The organism is Evansella sp. AB-P1 (assembly GCF_029688925.1).
Lineage (GTDB): Bacteria > Bacillota > Bacilli > Bacillales > Salisediminibacteriaceae > Evansella.
In genome coordinates, this window is the sequence record NZ_JARUKY010000032.1 from 1 (window position 1) to 24,221 (window position 24,221).

The window sequence follows — 24,221 nt, forward strand, 5'->3', positions numbered from 1 at the left end:
CTTACAAAATTTATTTCTTCTCTAAAAGTTTCATTTCATTATAGGCCATTAATAGTGGAGCTACACCATGACCATTATTAATTACGATTGGTTCACCTTTAGTATAGTATTCATAGCTACCATCACGTACTACACCTAGCTCAGGGTGTGTTCCTAGACCAGCACTTTTACAAATACCTCCAAATAGAACTTCACCGTCTTCTTCAGTTAGATATTCTCTTACCATACCATCAAATGCATCTACACCAAATCTAGTATAATCCTCTGATAAATAGCCTAGTCTTACAGCCTTTAAAATACTATAGGAGAACATTCCTGTACCACTAGTCTCTAAGTAGTTATCTTTTCTCCCACTGTATTCAACAATTTGATACCATAGTCCACTGTGGTGCTGATAACGAAGAATACCATCAACACATTCTTTTAAAAGGTCTTTAAGCTCACTTGTATCTACATCTTCACCTTCAAGCAATTCAAGTATATCTACTAGTGCCATCGCGTACCAACCAATTGCACGGGACCAAACGTGTGGAGATAATCCAGTTTCTTTGTCACACCAGAACATTTCACGGCTCTCGTCATAAGCGTGATAGTAAAGCTGTGTTTCATCATCATAAAGAAGCTTTCTTACATTTCTAAACTGATTCAGTGTATCAGAATAGTCTTTTTTCTCTTCAAATTCTTTAATATATTGAACATAAAAAGGTTGTCCCATATATAAACCATCCATCCAAATTTGATGAGGATAGTTTGTCTTATGCCAGAAGTTACCGGTAGACGTTCTTGGATATGTTTCTAATTGCTTGTAAATTAAATCAATTGGCTTTTTATATCTAGGATCTTGCTCTTTCTTATAAAGTGTATAGAGGATTGCAGTGAAACGTACTTGGTCAATAGTGTAGTAATTAATATCAATTTGTTCAACATTACCATCTTCGTCAACGAGACGATCAACAAAATCCTTTACAAACTTGTAATCTTCTTCATTACCAGTTTGCTCATAACTATCTAAATACGCTTTCATTATGCACCCTTGAACATAGTGCCACTGTAAAGCGTACCACTTGTCACAACCATCCTTATATTGCTCTTTCAACTTCTCTACCAATTCATAAGCCAAAACAATGCACCTCCAGGTATTTTAAAAACGACATAAAAGTTGTTATGTTAAAGATAACAACGTTGTAATTACTATTTAAAAGTAATCTGAAAGCGTTGTCAATAGTGGTTAATGAAAATTATAGGCAATATTCTTACAATAACTAGATTCATATTTTGTTAATAAGAGCTAAAGCACTATTGTGGTTTAGCTCTTATTAAGAAAAGAAATGGCTAACAAGAGACGATATTTGCTGTGTTTTTTTTCGTTATGGTGTAGCTCCGGTTTTTAATAGTTCTTCATTATTTCGAGTAGATGTCCAAAAATAGACCACACCTATTAATGTCATTCCTGCTATAACTCCAAAAACAACGCCATAGCCTAGGAATTCTGCACTAAGCCCGCCAACAGTACCACCAATAATCCTTCCTAATCCATGGAGGACTATAAAATTCATCATTTGTCCACTAACTTTAAGCTCTTTTCTCATATTACGGTGCACATACTCTGCTAAGCATAAATAAACGAGAATAAAAGAACCTCCGTGGAGTAGCCATAAAAATAATACTGTAAAGGAGTTTAACCATAAGGCGTACAAAGCCCAACGGAGAATATTAATAATCCCTGCAAACAGAATGATCTTCCGAATACCAAATTTATCATAGAGCTTGTTGAAGATGAGCATAAATGGAAATTGACTAAAGGATCCCAGCATAATGCCTACACCGAGTAAACTTACAGATATACCTTGTTCTACACTGTATAATGCATGGAAGGATATAAAAAAGCCAAATCCAGAACTAAGTATAAGTACATAAATATAAATACGACGCAATGAAGATTTTTTTAGTACCTCCCAAAAACGAACCTTTTGCTTTGAACGCTGATAACCTTGTACAGGTGGAATCTGCCAAAAAGCAAGGATAGCCATACAGATAAGAAAAGAGTATGCTACAAAAATAGAGTTAATATTGTATTCAATCATTGCCCCTGCTACCACTGACATAATCGCGAAACCTAATGATCCAGCAGTACGTACTGTAGAAAATTGGAAATTATGCTTAGAAGCTAATTCTAAAGAAATGGCATCACCCATTGGATTTATGGCCATTTGGAAGAAGAAGAAGATACAAGTAGCTAATAACAACAGTGGGAAATTTCCTCCTGCAAGCGGGAATAACCAAACGTTAAAAGCAGACATAATTAAGCAAAAGAGTAATACATTATTTTTTGTTTTAGCACGGTCTCCCCTTACACCCCAAAAGGGATTTGCTAAAATTCCCATAATTGCTCCTGCAGAAGTTAATAGACCGATTTGTGTGTCTGAAATATTCATTTCAGCATAAAACAAAGCAATATAGGATGTTAAACCTGAGGTAGCCATAAAAATTAACGTATAATAAATACAGGTTCTTATAAATAATTTATTCTTCATATGCATTCCTACTTTTTATTGTTCAAATAAGCTTGAACGATGTTGTTTGAAAATTACAAAATAGAATAATACTATAATATAGTCGATCTATACTATTCTAAGGTTAGCAAAAATAGAAAGGTATGTATATATTTCACCACGGGAAAGAGTATTCATTTGATGCTATATTACTAGAGTTTTCAATGGTTTTTGAGTCTAGAAAAAAATTAATTTAGAAACATAAAGTAAGGATGGTTGGAATGGAAAAAGAAGTTTCATTAATGGTAAAACCAAACGTTGAAAAAAAATATAAAGGCGGTTATCCCCTCATTTTAAAAGAAGCTATCATGAATCTCTCAGATGTAAAGGAAGAGGGAACTCTTATACAGCTTGTCGACCAGAGGAATTCTTTTATTGGTAGAGGGTATTATGGTAGACAAAATAAAGGGTACGGATGGATACTTACCAATAAAGAAAAGGAAATAATAAATGAGAGTTTTTTCGAGAAAAAGCTTAGTACAGCCCTTCAAAAGCGAACTGTTTTGTTTGAAGATAATCAAACGACAGCTTTCCGTTTATTCAACGGTGAAGGTGATGGCATCGGTGGATTAACCATTGATTACTATGATGGGTATTTTGTCATTAGCTGGTATAGTGAGGGAATTTATCGCTTTAAGGAACCAATTATTCATTCATTACAACGGTTAGTAGAGTATAAAGCTATATATCAAAAGAAACGATTTGATACAGGTGGAAAATATATTGAGGAGGATGACTTTGTCACAGGAGTTCGTGGAGAGTTCCCTATACTTGTAAAGGAAAATGGTGTGAACTTTTCCGTATATTTAAATGAAGGACCTATGACAGGGGTTTTTTTAGATCAACGGGAAGTTAGAAAAACAATAAGAGAGAAATATGCAAAAGGAAAAACCGTTTTAAATACTTTTTCCTATACAGGGGCATTTTCTGTTTACGCAGTTTTAGGAGGGGCCAAAAAGACAACAAGTGTGGATCTTGCTAACCGAAGCTTAGCTAAGACAGAAGAACAATTTCAAGTAAATAACATTGATCCAGCCAAACAAGAAATTAAAGTAATGGACGTATTTAATTACTTTAATTATGCAGTTAAAAGAAATATTAAATTTGATATGGTCATACTTGATCCTCCAAGCTTCGCAAGATCAAAGAAACGAACCTTTAGCGCAGCAAAAGACTATAAAAACTTATTGAAGGATGCCATTTCTATTACAAATGAAAATGGAATGATTGTAGCATCAACCAATTATAGTGGATTCGGAATGGAAAAGTTTAAAGGGTTCATAGAGAAAGCATTTGAGGAAATGGGGGAGAGGTTCGATATTATTGAACAGTTTTCCTTACCAGAGGATTTCCCATATCATCATGCGTTTAAAGAAGGGAATTACCTTAAGGTAGTATTTATAAAAAAACGTAGTAAGAGCTAGTCCCATAGAGGGGTCTAGCTTTTCTTTTGTTTAGGCAATTATATACATCAACCTTGTGGGGGGAATCTTTGTTTTGGTGGTGAGAGGACATCTTGCTTTGTTCTGTTCTTATTCTTATAAATCTTGAAAACAGTAAGAAGTAAATTGCAGTCATATAGGAGGTGGTCAATGAGCCTGCAAAGAGTGAAAAAGAGGTTTGCAGTCATATAGGAGTCTGCCATTTGCCTATTTTTAGTTGAAATAATGACCGATCGGTTTTTGCCTGGTTTTTCTTATTAATCAGTCCTTACCTCGTACTTAATGTTCAGGGTAGACAAAAAATAAAAGTGTGAACAAATGGTGAAATATTATACTTTCGTATAATAGTAAACTACCCCTACAATTGATAACATTCAAACTATAACGATAATTTTAGCTTTATGTACAACAAAAAAATGCTGGACCATAATCGAATATTCGTTGTACAAATGAGTATATTTTAGTAAATGTTGACAATCTAAAAAGTAGGGGAGTGTTTTTCAAGATGTCCGTCGTTCAACTAGTAATGAAGACGATGCCGTTTCTTATTTCTCGCATTTTAGTCTATGCACTATTTGGTTTAATTTCATTTCTATTTCTTGGACTCATGATAGGTATAAGTATTTTATTATTCCGTTGGTTTGAATTTGGTGCTGGTTTCTTTTTCTTTATCATTGCTGCAACCTTTTTTACCGTATTAGCAGGATTGAGGTTTTTAGAAAGATATGTGCTGTATATGGTAAAAGTGGGGCACATTGCAGTAATAACTGAATTATTAAGAACTGGAAAAGTACCTGAAGGAAAGAGTCAAGTGGCTTACGGGAAAGATCAAGTTGTAAATAACTTTGGTTCTGCAAACGTTGCTTTTGTTGTAGATAAAATCGTCTATGCGGCAGTAAGACAAATTCAACGATGGATGATGAGAGTCGGAAATTTCTTAGGATTTATTCCAGGGGCAAAAAACATCATTTCAATCATTAGTAAAATAATGGAAGTGAGCTTGCGGTATGTAGATGAAGCTATATTAAGTTACATTATGGTAAGAAAAAGTGAAGGAAAAGAAGAATCAGTATGGAAATCAGCCTGTGATGGTGTTGTTCTATACGCACAAAGCTGGAAAAAGATTATTATGACAGCAGCGGGTATTGTTGCTTTCGTTTATGTGTTAAATATTGGCGTATTTTTAATTACAGTGTTCCCTTTAATGGCGTTAGCTAATTGGATTGCGAATAGTGCTGGTGTAGCATCTTTCCTAGGATATATTGCCGTTGTAGGTGCTTATATTATAACCTCAATGGTTAAGCGCGCACTAATTGACCCAGTGGCAACAGTTGCAATGGTTCGTGCGTATCAATTAAACATTAAAGACATGGAACCAAGTATGGACTTACAAGCGAAGCTATTAAAAGTGTCTGGTAAATTTAAAAGCTTATTTAACAAAAGTAAAGAAGATACACATGAAATTGCTGCTACTACTCAGGATGAAAAGGGCATTACCCCATCAGTATAATGAAATCGAGTCAATCTCTTAGGAGGCTGACTCTTTTTTTTATAATCTTTTTTTATGGAAATAATGATTACTGGAGAAAAATATCTAAATGGTAAAGGAAAGATTATATGTATTTTAATCCATTAGAAGAAGGCTTTTACAAACAACCTACTTTAACTTTAGCAAAATCCTTACTAGGAAAAATGCTAATAAAGGAGACAAAAGAAGGAGTAGCTGCAGGTTGGATTGTTGAAACGGAAGCATATATAGGTCCAAATGATCGTGCAGCACACAGCTATGGAAATAAGAGAACAAAACGGACAGAAGTCATGTTCGGTCCACCAGGATACGTATATACCTATGTCATGCATACTCACTGTCTTGTGAATGTTGTAAGTGAGAAAGAAGGCCACCCAGAGGCTGTATTAATTAGGGCAGTAGAGCCATATATTGGGGTAGATTTAATGTATAGGAGGCGTGGTATGGATAAAAAAATTATTCAATTAACAAACGGACCGGGAAAATTAACGAAAGCTCTTGGTATTGATATTGGAGATTATGGGCTATCGTTAATACATCCACCTTTATACATATCTGGTGATGAAAGAAAATTAGCGTTTAAAATAAAGACTGGGAAAAGGATTGGAATAGATAATAGTGGAGAAGCAAGGGATTATCCTTGGCGTTTTTGGATTCAAGGCAACAAATTTGTTTCGAAGTAACCCATGGCATATCTGGATAAAAAATGAATGTGTTTTTTAAAGGGAAGCAGCTAACAATAGAGAATAAGGAGGCGATAAAAATGGCAGAAACGGTAACTGCAGTAAGAAAAAACAATGAAGGAGATATCGTTCAATTACAATTATCGTCAGGACAAGTTGTGGATTATAAACAAGCTCAACAGATGGCAAAAAACGGAGAGATTGAACACGTAAACGTATTTCGTGGCCGTGATGGAGATGAACATTTAAGAAGTGATGCAGACGGTATAAAAGAAAATAACCTAGACAATTTACCTACATTCTAAGGAATGATTATATATAAACTTTATTGAAGGACAGTTTAAATTTTGAAACAATATTGTGATTGATGCGAAGCGCAAGGTGAATAATACCTGTGGGAAATGGATACCCAGGTATTGAACCTTGCGCTTTTCTTATTTCCAACGAACAAATTTTGTTATATGATGTACGATGATGGAAAGAATAAGACCAACTTTACAGATAAAGAGTGATGAAAAATGAACCCAAAACAACAAGGTTATTTTATGCCACCAGAGTGGTCAGAACATGAACGTACGTTTATTTCATGGCCAATTCAGGAATCAATGGTATATCCAGAGGATTATCATGAAGTTTCTAAAGGATATATAGAATTAGTAGAGGCAATTTCTGAATTTGAAAAAGTAACAGTCATCGTTAATGAAAATCATATAAAGGAAGTAAAAAGTAAATTTGCAAATATAGAAGGAAATATTGAATTTCTTTCTATTGAACATAATGATGCATGGTTACGTGACAATGGCCCGACCTTTTTATTACATGATAATGGTGAACGTGCAGGAGTTAATTGGAAGTTTAATGCTTGGGGGGAAAAGTATGCACCGTGGGACTTAGATGATGAGGTAGCACCAAAAATACTTGATCATTTAGGAATAAAACGCTTTGATGCACCTCTTGTAATGGAGGGTGGCTCCTTTCACGTTGATGGAGAAGGAACCCTTCTTACGACAGAGGAATGCTTATTGAATCCTAATCGTAACCCTGAGTTAACGAAGGAACAAATTGAACAGTTTCTAAAGGATTATCTAAACATCGAAAAGGTAATATGGCTTAAAGATGGACTAAGTGGTGATGAAACGGATGGACATGTTGATAACATTGCATGCTTCGGATCCCCGGGGAAAATAATAATGCAGGTGTGTCATGATAAAGAAGATGAAAACTATGAGATTACACAGGAAAACTTATCAATCTTGACTAGGGAAACAGATGCAAGAGGACGGAAATTTGAAGTGATTCAAATTGAGCAGCCACCAAAAGAAATGTTCAAGGGAAATAGACTAACCCTTAGTTATTTAAATTTTTATTTTGTAAACGATGGAGTTATCTTACCCGTTTTTGGAGGAGCTGCCCAAAAAAATGATCAACTAGCGGAATCGGAGTTAAAGAAAACATTTCCTGAAAGAAGAATTCGGAAAATTAATGGTATGTCCATTATAAAAGAAGGTGGAAATGTCCATTGTACGACACAACAATTGCCAACAGCTATTAAAGTCAAATAAAGCGTTGGCGTTAAAGATGAAGGGTGATTGAAATGAGAAAAGTAAAGGTAGCAGCCACTCAAATGAGCTGCTCTTGTAATATAGAAGACAATATAAAGAAGGGTGAATCTCTTGTTAGAGAAGCGGCTAACAAGGGCGCACAAATTATTTTACTTCAAGAGCTTTTCGAAACACCATATTTTTGCCAAAAGGAAAAAGCGGATTATTACGTATACGCAACAGAGCTAGCTAAAAATAAAGCTGTAAATCATTTTAGAAAGATTGCAAAGGAACTTCGTGTCGTTCTTCCCATTAGTTTTTATGAAAAGAAGAATAATGCTCGGTACAATTCACTGGCAGTCATTGATGCTGATGGTGAAATTTTAGGGAGTTATCGTAAAAGTCACATTCCAGATGGCCCTGGATATGAAGAAAAATTTTACTTCAATCCAGGTGATACAGGTTTTCAAGTTTGGAAAACAAGGTATGGCAAAATTGGTATAGGTATTTGTTGGGATCAATGGTACCCTGAAGCAGCTAGATGTATGGCATTAATGGGAGCAGAAATTTTATTTTATCCGACAGCCATTGGTTCAGAACCACAAGATACATCTATTGATTCAAAAGACCATTGGCAGACTGTTATGTTAGGCCATGCTGGTGCTAATTTAGTACCAGTAATTGCCTCCAATCGAGTAGGTGTTGAAGAAGACGAGGATTCTAAAATAACATTCTATGGATCATCCTTCATTGCTGGACCACAAGGGAATAAGCTAGCAGAAGCGGATCGAACGGAAGAAACAGTTTTAGTAGAAGAATTCGATTTAGATGCCTTAGAAACACAACGAATTGAATGGGGTATTTTTAGAGATCGTCGACCTGATTTATACAAAATCATTACCTCTTATGATGGGGAATTAATTATAAAATAGTGCAAAAAAAGAGTAATTACCCCGTTACGGAGAAAACTAAATTTGATATAATTTTACATGAAGCCTAATTATTTAGGCTTTTTCTTATTTTTTGGACAAGTATTTCTAACAATAAACGAGTTTTTTATTAAAAGGACATTAATAATTTTATTATAGTCGAACGCTATTCGAAACATTATAACTAGCTAGAAGCGAAAGAAACGGAACTCTGTCGTGAACGGTAATTTTATTATTGAGGTGACTAAATTGAAAAGAATAATGGTATTATTTTTATCCGTATTATTTATGTTTGGCTGTCAGGAAGCGGAACAAACCTTTGAGAAAGAGCCTCCGCAAATTGAATCTGCACAAGATGTGAAAAAGAGGAGTGGGGAAGAAAGAGTAAAATCAGAGCTGATTGAAAGAAGAGAAACAACCATTACAGTAGGTGCTGTCGGGGATGTACTTCTCCATGATCGAGTATATGATTTAGCGAAGGTTGGTGAGGGGAAATACGATTTTTCACCCATGCTAGAAGAGGTTGAAGAGCTATTAATGAGACCAGACTTTCTCATGGCAAACATGGAATCAATGCCTGGAGGAGTGGACATTGGCTTATCAGGGTACCCTGCATTCAATAGTCCAAAGGAAATTGTAACGAATTTGCAAGATGTAGGTGTAGATATGCTTATTGGAGCAAATAATCATACAATTGATCGGGGTCTACGGGCAGTTGAAAATGCCATTAATTTTTATGACGAAGTTGGTATGGATTACGTAGGTGTATATCGAGATGAAGAGGATAGACAAAGAGATCGCATTGTTGAAATAGAGGATATTTCAATCGGGGTTTTAGCCTACACGTATGGGACGAATGGTATTCCTATCCCAACTGGCCATGAATATGTAGTTTCTTTAATTGATAAGGAACGAATTGCAGGGGATGTAGAAAACCTGAAAGAAAAGGTGGATGTACTTGTCGTTCATATGCATTGGGGTCCAGAATATGTAAGGGAGCCTGACCAACAGCAGCGACAATTAGCTCAATATTTAGCTGAACTTGAGGTTGATATTGTGTTTGGACACCATCCACATGTTTTACAGCCTATCGATGTAATCGTGCAAGAGGAATCAGGTCATGAAACAACCGTATTTTATTCACTTGGGAACTTCTTTTCTGGTCAATATTTTGACTTTACAGATATAGGTGGCTTGGGCACAGTAGAAATTACGAAGGTAACAGAAGGGGACGAAACGGATATTTCTATAGTATTGCCACAAATTGAACCAACGGTAGTCATTTTAGAGGATAATTTATATCGTGTAAAACCGATGATAGGTACAGATGGGTCCCCAATAACAGGAAGCACGTACGAGGAAATGGTGGAGCATACATTGCTCTATTTAGAGGAAGAAAATTAGAAACAACATAAGAATAATGAGACCTTTTCTAGTGAATTGGTCTCATTTTTATTGTAAAAAGCAGATAAAGTCATAGATACTTAATGAAAGTGGGGAATAGCTAAACAAATTGATAATTTGCAAATGCTAATGGAGTAATTGTCTTAACTTTTCAGCATGCCTACGATTGTTATCAATAACTTCCTCGACAATTCGTTGACTTTCTGGATCTAAGTCTCCCTTGACAATCTCTTCTGAATACTCAACACCATAATTATCAATCCCTTTTAAAGCATCTTCAATTATGTCGTTTGTATTTTCGGAAAGCATCACATTATGCATCATGCTATGCATTCTTCCAGATAAGCCTTCACTATCGGCAGGAATGCCCTCCAAATCTTGGATTCGTTCAGCTATTTTTTGCGCATTATGTTTAACCTCCTGCTGCATGGATTGAAATTTATGCTTTAATTCAATATCATCTAGTTTTTGAATATGGTGTTCTAGAGCACGTATCCCCATGTATGTACCTCTTAGTAAAGTATTTAATTCCTCAATAACAATTTCCTCGTTTTTCATAAATTCACATCCTTTTTTCTTTATTATCAAGATTTTAGTTATTAATTATTCACAACAGGTAGCCTTAGCTTCCCTTAAAGGTTCTAATGAAAGTTATGCTATGGAGGAATTCTTTCTTCTGAAGAGTTAATGAAGAAAATCTCTAGTATGAATAGTAAGAATTCTGTATTAAGTTCCTGAAAAGATGAAACTTACACATTGTTCAAGCAGAAGATGACAATCAATTATGGTTGATGTGGAAAACACCCCTTTTCTTAAAGCCCTTTAAAGTTATGCTTATGCTCAACTGACCGCGCAAGTTTTTCTAGTTGTCGATTAATATATTTTCGATCTAAAGTAAGCAGTTTTTCCTCATCTATACCTTCGATGATATATTCTGCAAATTCCCATATGACTTCTTTTATTTTTTTTGAATTGTTTTCAGCAATGAAGGTTAGTGCTTTGATACCTGCAGAAAGAACAGATATGTCGTTAAAGCCAGATTGACGGATTTGGTAAAAGCTTTTATAAAGATAGTCTGAAAAATCAGCTCTATCCATCATGACACGTAAATTGCGGTTAGAGTCATTCAGATAAGACTTAGGTAAATATTTACTTCCTAGCTTTGATAAAACTTTCCCTAAGTTTTCTATACCATTAATTGCCGTGTTAGGGTCATTTATCCCTGGAGACAAAGCTCTTAATGTAATTTCAACAATTTTTGTAATTCCAAAATCTATATTTTCAACTGGTGTTTTTTCTGTCCCTACTGCTATATATTTTAAATAATTTTTTGTTGAAAGATCACGACTATTTCCTACTATCCATAAGGAAAAAATGACAGTGTCATTATCCACGTATTCGCTAATTTTTCTTTCAATCTGAATAATACAATCATCATTTGTGGCCTGTTTCAGTAACCCATTTAAGTCGATATACTTTATATAACCAGCTTTATCTGAAAGTATTTTTCGAGGAGTAATGTTAAATAATTCTTCGCTTTCCCAGTCCTCCCAAGGAGCATCTTCATGAACGTCCTCCATGTCTTTAAATTCATTGTCTATTTTTTTTATTGTATGATAAGTAATTTCATGGATTAAATTACTGACCTGCATCCATCTAGATACGTAATGAATAAAGAAAACAAAGACGACTAAACAAATAATAGCAAATAAAACAGCGAAGGAAGGAACAATGAAAAGGTTTGTGGTCTCATTTTCCCGCAGTAATAATAATAAAAGAATAGAATATACAAAGCCCCCAACAAAAACACCTAATACACTTTGTGTTTTATTGTCCGTTATAAAATTTTGTAATGTTCTTGGAGAAAACTCAGAGAGAAAGGTTGTTAGTACGACGAGAATGGTAGAGAAAGTTATTGTTGTCATTGTAAGTAAGGATGCTGAAATAGAACTTAGAATCGTCTGGGCTAAATCAAGGTCCGTTAATAACATTACTGGGATAATACGTAGAATAGATTCATTAGCGGTTATTAAAGAGTCAACCTCTAAACTGACTAGTGCTAAAACAACAGCAAACGCACCAAATAAAGATGGTATATACCAAAAGCTTGAACGGATCTTAATTAGAATACCTTTTAAAGTCATGACTCACCCCTCCTACTTTTCCACGTTAGCATCAGTTTCGACAAGGTTTTATTTTTTATTCTTTAATAGACCTCTCTAGCAAGTGGAATGTGCAACAAAGGCGATGAAAATTAATCTTTCTAAGGTATACTCCCTTCCCGCAATTCTAATCTCATACCGTTTACGGGAAGAATATCGACTTCTATCTTACCCATTTCTGCTTTCACTCCATTTGCAGGAACATAGACGGCTTCTATCATCCCACATTTCAATTTTTCCACTAATTGCGGGCTTCTAGACGGCCTCCTATGAGCAGGTTTGTTTGTCCTATGAGCATATTTCCGTAACCTATGAGCAGGTTCACCAGTTCTATGAGCATTTCCACATTCGTTTCGTATTTTCAGGGTAGACCGCCCATGCAAGTGAAGGCTTGCACCATGGCGCATGAAAATGTTCTTTCTAAAGTATACTACCTTCCCGCAATTCTTCTTATCTCCATTTGCGGGCTCATTGGCGACCTTCTATATTCCTGCAAACCTTCCTTTACCGATTTGCAAGTTCATTGGCGACCTTCTATATTCCTGCAAACCTTCCTTTACCGTTTTGCAGGCTTATTGACGGCCTTCTATACTACTGCAAATCTCTTTTACCGATTTGCAGGCTTATTGGCGGCCTTCTATATTACCGCAAATCTCTTTTACCGATTTGCAGGCTTATTGACGACCTTCTATACTACCGCAAATCTCTTTTACCGATTTGCAGGCTTATTGGCGGCCTTCTATATTACCGCAAACCTCTTTTACCGATTTGCAGGCTTATTGGCGGCTTCTATCTTATTTTCAGGGTAGTCCTTTCGTTTTATATTGAAGAAAAGAAAATAGCCTAGAATAGGAGTCCTATTAGGAGGTGTGACTAATGGCATGCCCACATTCGACTGAGTACAAGTCGAGTATATCTTCGGTACTATGCATAATTTCTTTTATTATTCTCTTTTTGGTTTATGAACTTTATTGAAATACTTAAAAGTCCTTGAAATATAACGATTCATTGGACTATATGAACATTCATTGACATTATATTATTGGAACTTCAAAGTTTTTTATAAAATAATAGATTGAGTATTTGTGAATAATAGGGTCTATTGTAGTGGAAAAAAAATCCAAACAAAGGTTGTCGATAATTTTATATACCAACTAAAGTAGGGATTTTTTCTGGGTAATTGTTTCATTTGACGTAATAAAACAAAAAAATCTCATTTTTTAGGAGAAAATAATTGAGTAATCTGTAGGGTTTTGAATATTAATGTATTATTTTATTATTTTTTTAAGAGATCAGTCGAATAATTCAATAAAAATAACTGATTCTCGATAAAGGCAAAGCTGGTGAAAACCAGTGACGCAAAGCTATAGGGGCTTCTGTGTAATGACACAATGCCAGCCAGTTACCGAAGGATCAGGGAGTAGTTAGTGCAATGATAATGGGCCTATACATACAAACAATACAACAGGACTTGTCCATACTTTTGTACACAATGCTACAAGTAATACCCCACTTTCGGTAAAGGTGGGGTTATTTTAATTGAATGGAGGTGAAGCGTTGGTAGTAGTCAACGTAAGTAACGGTAACACGATTGCTACAGCATTAGAGGAAGCTTATCACTTTACGAAGCGATTAAGAGGTCTAATGTTTACGAAGCAGCTTCACTCAGGTGCAGGCATTCATTTAAAGCCTTGCCAATCGGTTCATACGTTTTTCATGAATTATGCAATTGATATTTTGTATGTGAATGACAGGAATGAAGTGGTTGCTATTGATGAAGCGTTGAAACCGAGAAGAGTAGGGAAAGTTTATCGAGGTGTTGCTTCTGTCGTGGAATTACCAAAAGGGACTGTAAAATCAACACAAACGGAAATAGGGCATTTATTAAAATTTATATCATAAAAGGAGAGTGTTTAATATGTTGTTAAACAAACTAAAAGGATTAGTTGTAGAAGAAGAAGGACAAGGTATGGCGGAGTATGCGTTAGTGCTAGGTGTTATTGCTGTAGGAGTTATAGCAGTTTTAGCTATTTTTGGAAGACAAATTGTTGAAATATTTGATGATATAGTAGAGAGTCTTAGAGATGCTGGATTTAACGGAGATGAAACTGAATAACGTTGGAAAGAATTTGTGATGGAATTATTTTTTTACAGTAATGTTTAACAGAACAGAATCAAATTGAATAATACAAAAAATAGCTTTACTCCTGCAGTAAGGCTATTTTTCCCTATTATCTTTCAGATCGAAAGGAGGAATATTGTAATGCTACTTTTAAATGTTTTGTTATTTTGTGTACTCATTATTTGTACCTTCACTGATTTAAGAAGTAGAAAAATATATAACAAAGTAATTTTTCCTTCTCTTGTCTTAGCTCTTCTTATTAATGGAGTTCTTCTAGGCTGGCAGGGGATTTGGAGTAGCTTACTAGGTTTCTCATTGGGCTTAGGGATACTTCTCATTCCGTACTTATTAGGGGGAATGGGGGCTGGGGATGTGAAACTACTTGCATTAATCGGTGCTATTCACGGTGTCTCTTTCGTTTTTGCTACAGCAGTTTACATGGCACTCATTGGAGGTGTCATTGGTTTATGTATTCTTATCTTTAGAAAAGGTTTTCTTCAACGTATTAAATCATTTTTCTACACATTAGTAGGGTTGAAACTAGGAATGAAGCCTTCTGTACCGTTAAATAAACGAATAGCATTCCCGTATGGTGTTGCAATTGCTGTAGGTGCATTTCTTGCTTTTTTCTTACAAGGAGTTGAGTTGTTATGATTCGTGAAGAAAAAGGACAATCATTAGTGGAATTTGCCTTAGTAATCCCAATTCTTTTAATTGTTCTTGTTGGTATTTTTGACATAGGAAGAATGCTATATTCTTATTCTGCTCTCCATTTTACTGCACAGGAAACAGTGAGAGTAGGAAGTTTTGGGTCAGAGGATAGTGAATTAGAACAGTTTGCTCGTAACAATTTCCAAGCAGGAGATTCTACACTACTTAACGTGGAAATAACTCCTACAGAAGAAGAACGGAAATCAGGAGAATACGTAACGGTTATACTAGAGTACCCTATCGAACCATTTATACCTTTTGTAAATAAACTTTTTTCAGAACCAATTCTCTTAAAAAGTGATTCAACCATTAGAATTGAATGAGGGATGACAATGGAGAAGCTATTAAAGTTAATAAAAAGTGAAAAAGGGAATGTTCTTGTACTAGTTTCCATCGCATTTACTGGAATATTAACAATGGCGGGACTAGTGATAGATGGAGGAAACCTATATGTTACAAAAAGTCATTTACAAAAGGTAGCAAATGCAGCTGTATTATCGGGAGCGCAAGAGCTAGTAGCTGAAAGTGAAACGGAAGTAGAAACGATTGTACAAGCTATCCTCCAATATCATGAAGAGGAATTATCATTAGATCATCTAGATATTTTACTAGACGACAGTGTAACAGTTGAACTTGAGAAACCTGTTCCATTAGCTTTTTCAAGACTCCTTGGAATGGAGACGGTGAACGTAAGCGCTAAGGCAACAGCAAGAATTGGTGCAATGGGTCGTGCATATGGAGCAGCACCAATTGGAATAGATGATTCCATTGAATTAGAGTTTGGAGAGCTCTATCAATTAAAAGTAGATGAAGAAGACGTAGACACAGGTAATTTTGGAATTTTAGCCTTAGAGGGACCAGGTGCAAACACATATAAAGATAATCTATTAAATGGTTTTCAAGGTGAACTAGCAGTGGGAGATATAGTAGATACACAAACTGGTAATATAGCAGGACCAACAAAGGATGCAGTAGATATTCTTGTGGCCGGCTGTTCTAGTATGTACGAAAGGGATTGCTCAAGGATCATTCTAGTGCCAGTTTATACACCTCATAATCATACACAAAACCAAATGAAAGAAGTGGAAATAACAGGATTCGCATATTTTTATATTGAACAATACGATAATAGCGACAAAACGATACACGGTTACTTTATAAGAAGGGCTGATACAGGCTTTGAAGATCCTTCAGCTTCAAACAAAGGTGCCTATAGTATAAGACTGACGGAGTAGGTAGGTGAAAATATGCGTTCGAAGATGGTATTTATTCTTGCATTACTAATGGGAGTAATAACAACATTTTTATTTTTCCAATATATACAGCAATATGGAGAGGCACAAGAGGTTATTGTAGAAAACATGGTTGAAGTGGTTGTAGCTAAAGAAATTATTGCGGAGAATCAAACAATTACAGCTGACATGCTAGAAATGATAGAGGTAACAGAACAGAGCCTTCATCCTCAAACGGTTACGGTACCGTCAGACATTGAAGGGAAATTTGCTACAACGATGATTGATAGAGGGGAAGTAATTTTAAATCACCGATTGATGGATGGGGATGAGGAAGCACTCATCGTTTCGCGCAAGGTGAAAGAAGGATATCGTGCGGTGTCTGTTGGTGTAAACATCGTTCAATCTGTTACGAATTTAATTGAACCAGAGGACTACGTTGATGTGATTTTTACTGAAGAGGTAACAGAAGAGGATGAAACAGAAATAAAAACAGAGGAAATATTATCAAAAGCAAGAGTGTTAGCTGTTGGTAGAAAGATGCTTCCTCCAACAAATGAACAGAATCAATACGTAGAATATAGCTCGATCACATTAGAGCTAGAACCTGACGATGCCAATATTTTAATCAATGCTACAGCACGTGGATCCATTCATTTAACACTACATTCTAAAATTATTTCTAGTGATGATGGAGAAACAACAGTAGAATAATATAAAGAATGAAAGGTATAAGGAGGGATAGTTATGGCAGGAGAAGAGCAGCAGAAGCATAGGAAGCAAGGGAAGATCATTGCTGTTTGTAGTGCAAAGGGCGGTATTGGGAAAACACTCCTTTCTGTTAACCTATCCGTTGCCTTAAGTAAGAAGAATCTTGATGTGACAATCGTAGATGGGGACTTTCAATTTGGCGATGTATGCTTGGCAATGGATTTACAACCTACCTTTACTATGAAGGATGTCATGGATGAAGTAGATGGGTTAAATGAGTATACGATCATGAATTATGTAACGAGGCATTCCTCTTCCGTTCAGGTATTAGCAGCTCCAGAACGTCCAGAACTGGCTGATTTAATCACAAGTGATGGCATTGTAAAAGGATTAGAAACTTTAGTTTTATCAAATGATTATGTTGTTGTAGATACTGGGTCGGGAATACAAGGACATTCATTAGAAATTTTAGAAAAAGCAGACGAAATTCTCGTTATTACGAATTTAGAAATGACTGCATTAAAAAATACAAAGCTCATACTGGAAACGTTCAGACAAATTGGTATGGGAGAGAAGGTTCAGTTAATTGTAAATCGATATAATATGGAAAGCTTGATGAAGGCGGAGGATATTCCATCAATGTTAGGTGCAGAAAACCCAATGTATATCCCAAATAATTTTAAACTTGCTTCCCAATCAATGAATCTGGGGATACCGCTGGTTATTAGTCAAGCTAAATCTGACGTTTCTAAGGCAATTTTTAAAATGGCTGAACAGATTATTTCAAAGAGAATAGTGAAAGAGGATGGGAAAAAGAGGAAGAAGTCTTTCATACACAAAATATTGCCTACACATTAAGGGGGTGGAGTAAATATGAGCTTATTAAATAGAATTAATAGTCAAAAAGATGATATAACTCCTCCCCTTTCTGTAAAACGGGAGGAAGTCAGTAGTGAGACTAAAGAAGAAAGGGATAAATCACCAAAAGCCCCAAAAGTAATGACACCTAAGAAGAAACCAACTCCTCCAGTGAATGACAAGGAAAGAGAACTAAAAAATCGTCTACATAAGCAAATTCTACAGGATATGAAAGACATTAATGATGTAGAATCGATCGTTCCGAAACTTGATGATATGGCCATGGAAATTATTAAAGAAGATGACACCTTTCGAGGGAATATAGATCGAAAGAGTGTTGTTGAAGAACTAATTAATGATTTAACAGGCTTTGGTCCTATTAATCCACTCCTATTAGATGAAGAAGTATCAGAGGTTATGGTAAACGGTCCGAACAGAGTGTACTGCGAACGGAAAGGAAAACTTGTTCTAACAGATATAACTTTTCGAGATAATGAACACGTCCTACATGTTATTGAAAAAATCGTTGCACCTATTGGCAGGAGAATTGATGAAAGTAGTCCCATGGTCGATGCCCGATTACCTGACGGCTCCCGTGTAAATGCTATTATTCCCCCACTTGCATTAAATGGACCTACCATTACAATCCGAAAATTTGCTACTGATCCATTTGTCATTGATGACTTAGTTCAATTTGGTACATTAACGAACGAAATGGCAATCTTTTTAGATGCTTGTGTAAAAGCAAGGTTAAACATCTTTGTAAGTGGTGGTACAGGCTCTGGAAAAACAACCACACTTAACGTTTTATCTAACTTTATTCCAAACGATGAACGGATAGTTACGATTGAGGATGCAGCAGAGCTTCAATTAGGGCAAGATCATGTCGTCTCATTAGAATCGCGCCCACCGAATATTGAAGGGACAGGTGCCATAACGATTCGAGATTTAGTAAGAAATTCACTGCGAATGCGTCCAGATCGAGTGGTTATTGGTGAGGTTCGTGGAGCAGAGGCATTAGACATGCTTCAAGCAATGAATACGGGACACGATGGCTCCTTAGCTACAGGACATTCTAACAGTCCAAGGGATATGATTGCCCGACTGGAAACGATGGTGCTTCTTGCTGGTGTAGAACTTCCAGTTAAAGCAATAAGAGAACAAATTTCTGGAGCAATCGATGTTATTATTCAACAGTCTCGCTTAAAGGACGGATCTCGAAAAATTGTTAAAATTACGGAGGTTCAAGGGCTTGAAGGAGACATTATTGTATTGCAGGATATCTTTACATATGAACAAGCAGGGATGAATGAGAAAGGAAAAATTAATGGGAAGTTAGTGCCTACAGGGATTCGACCAAAATTTTATGAACGATTAGAAAACTCAGGTATATCCATTGCACCAAATGTATTTATAAAAGAAGAGGAGTGGGGAGAATGAAGGAAGTATTAATCGTTACATTTTTTCTCTCCACTATTTTATTTTTTTCATTTATCTTTCAACGTTTGCTCCTTCGGAAGGATAAGCAAATGGAAAAACGGGTGAACCAGTACCTTTTGCAGAATGATAAGGAAATTTTAGAACCAAAGAAACTTAAGAAAACAATTGATTTCCGATTAACTAAAGAAAAAATTAGAAAGCAGCTAGTAAAAAAAGATAAAAACACAAAAATTGAGACAATGTTAACCCAAGCTGGTGTTCCATTAAAGCCAGAGGAGTATGTTTTATTCAAATGGATTTCCATCGGGTTAGGAGCAGGTATTTTTTATTTGATCAGTCAAAGTATCTTCATTGTTCCTTTCGGTGTATTAGTAGGGATGATGCTTCCTAAAATAATTTTACAGAAGAAAAAGAAGGATAGATTAAAGAGATTTAATGAAGGCCTCCCAGAAATGATTTCTACTATTATTGGAGCATTAAGGGCAGGCTTTAGTTTTCCTCAAGCTATGCAATCCGTAATGGAGGAGTCGTCATCACCTATTAAGGAAGAAATTGCAACAGTATTGAAGGAAATGCAATATGGTACTACTGTGGAAGAAGCTTTAATTCACTTAAAGGAACGAATGCCTAGTGAGGATTTAGATATTATGATTCAAGCGATTGTTATCCAGCGTCAGGTTGGAGGGAATTTGGCCACCGTTTTAGAAACAATCGTTCAAACAATAAGAGATCGAATAAAAATTCAAGGACAAATAAGTACTTTAACGGCACAAGGGAGAATGTCTGGAATGGTTGTAGGTCTCTTACCAGTCATTTTAGGTGCGCTGCTCTTTATTATTGAACCGGATTATATGGGGGTTTTAATTAGTCATCCAGTAGGTTTAGCTCTCATAGGTATTGCCGTTGTTTCTTGTATATTAGGGTTTATATTTATTCGTAAAATAACAGCAATCGAGGTGTAGCACAATGTTATATATTACTTACTTTTCAACCATTGCTTTACTAATCCTTGGTAGTTTATTATTACGAAAAGAAAAGCAGCATCAAGTAAATACGAGAATTTCTGCAGTCTTCCAACAACCAGTTCAAGGAAATGGTGACACGGAATGGAATAAGGATGAAATGAGGAATCTAACCTTCTCCAAGCGTATTGTAGTGCCTGCATGGAAAAAAATAAGGCGTAATTTTCAAAAGAATATGTCAAATGATAAGCAAGAAAAACTAGAATCAATGCTACTTCAAGCAGGTAATCCTTTAGGAATGACAGCAGTGGAGTTTCGTTTTGCGCAAATAGCCTTCCTAATCTTTTTACCGTTAGTAGCGTGGGGTTATGCCTCCTTATTAGGTATAGGGGTAGGTAGAGCACTGTTTTTTGCATTCTTTGGTTTTGTTATTGCCTTACTATTTCCCCGGTTTTATATAAAACAAAAAATAGTTGTCCGGAATAAGCAGGCTGTTAAAGAACTACCTGATTTTCTAGACTTAGTAACTGTTAGTATTGAAGCTGGGTTAGGCTTTGATTCTGCTTTAAGTAAGGTTGTAGCAAAACGGGATGGTGTTGTATCGAAAGAGTTCCAAAGAAGCTTGGAGGAAATACGTCTCGGCAAAACGCGACGAGAAGCGTTGTCAGGAGTTAGAGATCGGTTACAAACGGATGATATTAAAACGTTAATCGGGAGCATTATTCAGGCAGAGCAATTAGGAATTGGGATGGTGCAAATTCTAAGAGTTCAATCCAGTGAGCTCCGTCAAAAAAGAAAACAACGGGCAGAGGAAGAAGCAATGAAAGCACCAATAAAGATGCTTTTCCCCCTCGTAATCTTCATATTCCCTTGCATTTTTATCGTAATACTTGGACCTGCTGTCATTCAAATTCTAGAAACCTTTTAATTCTTTATTATTCGGTTACTGCGTTCAGACAGACTCATACTGCTTTAGTTGACATCTGTACAGACCAATATTCACTTTAACCATGCCCTCTGAATAGGTTATATGGCAAAAGCCTAGAAGGAGGGTTTCCCATTGTATCCATATTATCCTTATTATTATAAAAAGGTTGAATGTGAAGAAAAGCCATTGATGTTTCCACCACAACATCAAGAACAGCATCCTGGATTTGAATACCCGATGGAACCGAGGCCAATTGTAGAAAATCCTCATTATACGGGGTCAAATAAATTAGTGGATCAAGTAGCAATTATTACAGGTGGGGATAGTGGTATTGGTAGAGCAACTGCTATTGCCTTTGCGAAGGAAGGTGCCAATATCGTTATTCCCTACTATAACGAGCATCGTGATGCGGAGGAAACAAAAAGGCGAATTGAACAGCTTGGTAGAATTTGTTTAACGATCTCAGGAGATTTAAAGGATGAGCAGTTTGCCAAGGAAGTAGTTTATGAAACGATTCGTCACTTTCAAAGGCTAGATATACTAGTGAACAATGTTGCTGTTCAATATACGCAAGAATCCATTTTAGACATTTCTACGGAACAGCTAGAGAACACATTTAAAACAAATATATTCTCCTTTTTTCACATGACAAAAGCGGCATTACCATATTTGAAGGCAGGCAATAGTATTATCAACACAGCATCCGTTACAGCTTATCGGGGACATGATAAGCTTATTGATTATTCTGCAACACAAGGAGCAGTCGTTACTTTTACTAGATCCTTATCGCACGCCTTAGTTGATAAAGGTATTCGTGTGAACGCAGTTGCTCCTGGTCCAATTTGGACACCGTTAATTCCTTCTTCCTTTTCAGCAGAAGAGGTGAGTGAGTTTGGTACCTTCACACCGATGAAGCGAGCAGGACAGCCATTTGAATTGGCTCCGACGTTTGTCTATTTAGCGTCTACAGATTCTTCCTATGTCACTGGGCAAGTCCTCCATGTAAACGGTGGAGAAATGATTGGGTCATAATTTTAACAATTTGTTACACCCTTAAAGTAGAATAGAATATTAAAATACTTCTATGGTATGATGAATAGTGAAAAAAATGTCGTATAACGATTAGTAGGGGTGTAAATAAAAATGGCTTCATCTAAAGATAGACAAAAAAATGTAAATATAGGATTTAAAAACGATAAAGAAGAGGAAGTTCATCATGCAGCATTAGTACCACATAATGAAAGAATGGCAGCATCTACCTGTCATTTGTTAGCAATGACACCAGTGCCAATCTTGAATCTTATTGTAACGTACCTCTTTTGGAAATATGTCCGAAAAAAATCATCCTTTGCTGACTATCATGGAAAACAATCCTTAAACTTGTTGATGAGCTTTACCATTTATTTAGGGGTAGTTTTTGGAACTTGGTACTTATTGAGTGTGATAAATACAGGAGAAGGGCAAAGTGAATTCCTTCAATTTATGGAAATTAGTTTAGGCTACTATAGTATTTTCTTTGCTATTATTACCTTTGTTTATTTTGCGATTATCGTTACAACTGCAACGATTTCAACAATGAAAGGTAAAAAAGATTTTAAATATCCGTTAGCTATTCAGTTTTTAAAATAAATGATGGAATTAATAAAAAAACAAGACTGTTTTTCTAAGCAGTCTTGTTTTTTAGTATGCCGTGTATTGTTATGATGATTCTTCAATTAAGCCATTTATATCAACTTCTTGTTCGTTTTCCATTTCATCTAACGGAAAGATTCTCGCTGTTTCTTTGTTTGTATTTACTTCTTGAATATAAACAGGTACGCCGTGATAACTAACATTAATCATTGTTGGTGAATCGACAATCTCTTGTGCTCGCTGGCTGTCCATATGTAAAAACCTCCTTATGAATTGGTCAGTTTATTTTTTGATAAATGGCTGAAAATATTCTGCGCTTGATAAATGTATGTAAGATTCCTCAAAAAAGTTGTATTTTCAATAAGGTAGCTATTATTCTATGAGCATAATTTGCCTTTTTATGATCAAACTGAGGCTTTCTATGAGCCGAAACTGGACGCCTATGAGCTAAAACTGAACACCTATGGGCCGAAGTGGGGGTTCTATGAGCTAAGGAAATTACAGTATTGAAATTTAATTTAAAGTGGTATAATAAAGTGAATAAATTGAGAGGAGGTGAGAGAATTGGAGATGGATGTAGGTAAGGTGATTTTGGAAGAATTGCGGGACATTAAGAGTATTCTTCACGAGCATACAACGAAGCTTGATTCCCACAGCAGAATATTGGACGAGCATACAACGAAGCTCGATTCCCACAGCAGAATATTGGACGAGCATACAACGAAGCTTGATTCCCACAGCAGAATATTGGATGAACACACAACGAAGCTCGATTCCCACAGCAAAATATTGGATGAACACACAACGAAGCTCGATTCCCACAGTAGAATATTGGATGAACACACAACGAAGCTCGATTCCCACAGCAAAATATTGGGTCAACATACCGAAAAATTAAATGATCATAGTGAAATATTGGACGGGCACACTACAAAGCTAAATGAACACAGTGAAACACTCAAAGAGCACGGGCGTATGCTTTCGGCTTTAAGAACTGGTCAGGAAGAATTAAAAGCTGAGATGGACGGAATGAAAATTGTGAATGCGAAAGAATTCGGTGCCATAAAGGAACAACTAGGTAATGTTGAAGTGAGTATTGAGCTGTTAAAGGACGAAACGTGGATGAATAAAAAGGATATATATCGATTAAAAACAACGATTGGTATAAAATAATTTATTTTTCGTAACAGTAGTTTAAATGCAACAACATATGGAAAAAGCTTGTTACTTCTTCGATATTAATATACTACGATTTCTTCATTTATACCTTCTATGTTTCTTCATAAACTAAGATTGCTAAGGATTATTTTTACAAATTTAATAATGAGAAAAACAAGCAATCTGGATACTCAGGTTGCTTGTTTGTTTTATATAAATTTACCCT

At 35.8% G+C, this 24,221-nt stretch carries 27 protein-coding genes and 1 riboswitch; of the genes, 21 read left to right on the top strand and 6 right to left on the bottom strand.

Going from position 1 to position 24,221, the window contains the following annotated elements; translation table 11 throughout:
* Positions 1-10 precede the first annotated feature (10 nt).
* Positions 11-1,120 carry a glycoside hydrolase family 88/105 protein gene (locus tag QA612_RS21540; RefSeq protein WP_278285904.1) on the bottom strand — a complete coding sequence of 370 codons (1,110 nt, stop codon included), beginning with the start codon at positions 1,118-1,120 and terminating at the stop codon, positions 11-13.
* 247 nt (positions 1,121-1,367) lie between these two features.
* Positions 1,368-2,534, bottom strand: a complete 1,167-nt coding sequence (locus QA612_RS21545) for an MFS transporter (RefSeq protein WP_278285905.1) — start codon at positions 2,532-2,534, stop codon at positions 1,368-1,370.
* A 239-nt stretch (positions 2,535-2,773) separates the two neighbouring features.
* Here QA612_RS21545 and QA612_RS21550 point away from each other — a divergent pair, with 239 nt between their 5' ends.
* The 7 genes from QA612_RS21550 (at position 2,774) to QA612_RS21580 (ending at position 10,079) form a co-directional block, all read left to right on the top strand.
* Positions 2,774-3,976: a class I SAM-dependent rRNA methyltransferase gene (locus tag QA612_RS21550; protein WP_278285906.1), complete on the top strand. Its 1,203-nt coding sequence runs from the start codon at positions 2,774-2,776 to the stop codon at positions 3,974-3,976.
* Between the two features lie 523 nt (positions 3,977-4,499).
* The gene (locus QA612_RS21555) at positions 4,500-5,504 is read left to right on the top strand and encodes a hypothetical protein (protein WP_278285907.1); all 1,005 of its coding nucleotides are present in this window, start codon (positions 4,500-4,502) and stop codon (positions 5,502-5,504) included.
* Positions 5,505-5,611: 107 nt separating this feature from the next.
* Positions 5,612-6,205, top strand: a complete 594-nt coding sequence (locus QA612_RS21560; protein WP_278285908.1) for a DNA-3-methyladenine glycosylase — start codon at positions 5,612-5,614, stop codon at positions 6,203-6,205.
* A gap of 80 nt (positions 6,206-6,285) precedes the next feature.
* Positions 6,286-6,510 (top strand): DUF3892 domain-containing protein, encoded by a 225-nt coding sequence (locus QA612_RS21565; protein ID WP_278285909.1) that lies wholly within the window; start codon positions 6,286-6,288, stop codon positions 6,508-6,510.
* A 213-nt stretch (positions 6,511-6,723) separates the two neighbouring features.
* A complete protein-coding gene (locus tag QA612_RS21570; protein ID WP_278285910.1) occupies positions 6,724-7,767 on the top strand; it encodes an agmatine deiminase family protein in 1,044 nt (347 codons plus the stop codon).
* 32 nt (positions 7,768-7,799) lie between these two features.
* Positions 7,800-8,678: an N-carbamoylputrescine amidase gene (gene aguB / locus QA612_RS21575; protein ID WP_278285911.1), complete on the top strand. Its 879-nt coding sequence runs from the start codon at positions 7,800-7,802 to the stop codon at positions 8,676-8,678.
* Positions 8,679-8,915: 237 nt separating this feature from the next.
* Positions 8,916-10,079, top strand: a complete 1,164-nt coding sequence (locus QA612_RS21580; RefSeq protein ID WP_481804467.1) for a CapA family protein — start codon at positions 8,916-8,918, stop codon at positions 10,077-10,079.
* 126 nt (positions 10,080-10,205) lie between these two features.
* On the opposite strand, the gene QA612_RS21585 is transcribed toward QA612_RS21580, so the two are convergent.
* The 3 genes from QA612_RS21585 to QA612_RS21595 all read right to left on the bottom strand — a co-directional run bounded on the left by QA612_RS21585 (position 10,206) and on the right by QA612_RS21595 (position 12,483).
* Complete coding sequence (locus QA612_RS21585; RefSeq protein ID WP_278285913.1) at positions 10,206-10,637, bottom strand: DUF2383 domain-containing protein; 432 nt, start codon at positions 10,635-10,637, stop codon at positions 10,206-10,208.
* A gap of 254 nt (positions 10,638-10,891) precedes the next feature.
* Positions 10,892-12,223, bottom strand: coding sequence for a DUF2254 domain-containing protein (locus QA612_RS21590; RefSeq protein WP_278285914.1), 1,332 nt, complete (start codon positions 12,221-12,223; stop codon positions 10,892-10,894).
* Positions 12,224-12,342: 119 nt separating this feature from the next.
* Positions 12,343-12,483 carry a hypothetical protein gene (locus QA612_RS21595; RefSeq protein WP_278285915.1) on the bottom strand — a complete coding sequence of 47 codons (141 nt, stop codon included), beginning with the start codon at positions 12,481-12,483 and terminating at the stop codon, positions 12,343-12,345.
* 281 nt (positions 12,484-12,764) lie between these two features.
* On the opposite strand from QA612_RS21595, the gene QA612_RS21600 reads away from it, so the two are divergent.
* The 13 genes from QA612_RS21600 to QA612_RS21660 all read left to right on the top strand — a co-directional run bounded on the left by QA612_RS21600 (position 12,765) and on the right by QA612_RS21660 (position 22,834).
* Positions 12,765-13,088 (top strand): hypothetical protein, encoded by a 324-nt coding sequence (locus QA612_RS21600; RefSeq protein ID WP_278285916.1) that lies wholly within the window; start codon positions 12,765-12,767, stop codon positions 13,086-13,088.
* Positions 13,089-13,564: 476 nt separating this feature from the next.
* Positions 13,565-13,651, top strand: a riboswitch (cyclic di-GMP riboswitch).
* A 147-nt stretch (positions 13,652-13,798) separates the two neighbouring features.
* Positions 13,799-14,143 carry a DUF192 domain-containing protein gene (locus QA612_RS21605; protein WP_278285917.1) on the top strand — a complete coding sequence of 115 codons (345 nt, stop codon included), beginning with the start codon at positions 13,799-13,801 and terminating at the stop codon, positions 14,141-14,143.
* A 16-nt stretch (positions 14,144-14,159) separates the two neighbouring features.
* On the top strand, positions 14,160-14,357 hold the full coding sequence (locus QA612_RS21610; protein WP_347568895.1) for a Flp family type IVb pilin: 198 nt from the start codon (positions 14,160-14,162) through the stop codon (positions 14,355-14,357).
* Between the two features lie 147 nt (positions 14,358-14,504).
* On the top strand, positions 14,505-15,017 hold the full coding sequence (locus tag QA612_RS21615; protein ID WP_278285918.1) for an A24 family peptidase: 513 nt from the start codon (positions 14,505-14,507) through the stop codon (positions 15,015-15,017).
* Positions 15,014-15,397, top strand: coding sequence for a TadE/TadG family type IV pilus assembly protein (locus QA612_RS21620; protein WP_278285919.1), 384 nt, complete (start codon positions 15,014-15,016; stop codon positions 15,395-15,397). The genes QA612_RS21615 and QA612_RS21620 overlap by 4 nt, the downstream gene beginning before the upstream one ends.
* Positions 15,398-15,406: 9 nt before the next feature.
* The gene (locus QA612_RS21625; protein ID WP_278285920.1) at positions 15,407-16,309 is read left to right on the top strand and encodes a pilus assembly protein TadG-related protein; all 903 of its coding nucleotides are present in this window, start codon (positions 15,407-15,409) and stop codon (positions 16,307-16,309) included.
* A gap of 12 nt (positions 16,310-16,321) precedes the next feature.
* Positions 16,322-17,020 (top strand): Flp pilus assembly protein CpaB, encoded by a 699-nt coding sequence (cpaB, locus tag QA612_RS21630; protein ID WP_278285921.1) that lies wholly within the window; start codon positions 16,322-16,324, stop codon positions 17,018-17,020.
* 33 nt (positions 17,021-17,053) lie between these two features.
* Entirely contained in the window at positions 17,054-17,875 is an 822-nt protein-coding gene (locus tag QA612_RS21635; RefSeq protein WP_278285922.1) for a CpaE/TadZ family protein, read from the top strand.
* Positions 17,876-17,890: 15 nt separating this feature from the next.
* Positions 17,891-19,315: a TadA family conjugal transfer-associated ATPase gene (locus QA612_RS21640; protein WP_278285923.1), complete on the top strand. Its 1,425-nt coding sequence runs from the start codon at positions 17,891-17,893 to the stop codon at positions 19,313-19,315.
* Complete coding sequence (locus QA612_RS21645; RefSeq protein WP_278285924.1) at positions 19,312-20,277, top strand: type II secretion system F family protein; 966 nt, start codon at positions 19,312-19,314, stop codon at positions 20,275-20,277. Before QA612_RS21640 ends, QA612_RS21645 begins: the two co-directional genes overlap by 4 nt.
* 4 nt (positions 20,278-20,281) lie before the next feature.
* A complete protein-coding gene (locus tag QA612_RS21650; RefSeq protein ID WP_278285925.1) occupies positions 20,282-21,205 on the top strand; it encodes a type II secretion system F family protein in 924 nt (307 codons plus the stop codon).
* Positions 21,206-21,337: 132 nt separating this feature from the next.
* Positions 21,338-22,237: an SDR family oxidoreductase gene (locus QA612_RS21655; RefSeq protein ID WP_278285926.1), complete on the top strand. Its 900-nt coding sequence runs from the start codon at positions 21,338-21,340 to the stop codon at positions 22,235-22,237.
* 111 nt (positions 22,238-22,348) lie between these two features.
* Positions 22,349-22,834 carry a DUF4870 domain-containing protein gene (locus QA612_RS21660; protein WP_278285927.1) on the top strand — a complete coding sequence of 162 codons (486 nt, stop codon included), beginning with the start codon at positions 22,349-22,351 and terminating at the stop codon, positions 22,832-22,834.
* A gap of 69 nt (positions 22,835-22,903) precedes the next feature.
* Here the strand turns inward: QA612_RS21660 and QA612_RS21665 are convergent, their stop codons facing one another.
* Positions 22,904-23,089 (bottom strand): H-type small acid-soluble spore protein, encoded by a 186-nt coding sequence (locus QA612_RS21665; RefSeq protein ID WP_278285928.1) that lies wholly within the window; start codon positions 23,087-23,089, stop codon positions 22,904-22,906.
* A gap of 318 nt (positions 23,090-23,407) precedes the next feature.
* Here QA612_RS21665 and QA612_RS21670 point away from each other — a divergent pair, with 318 nt between their 5' ends.
* Entirely contained in the window at positions 23,408-24,010 is a 603-nt protein-coding gene (locus QA612_RS21670; protein ID WP_278285940.1) for a hypothetical protein, read from the top strand.
* Positions 24,011-24,221: the final 211 nt, after the last annotated feature.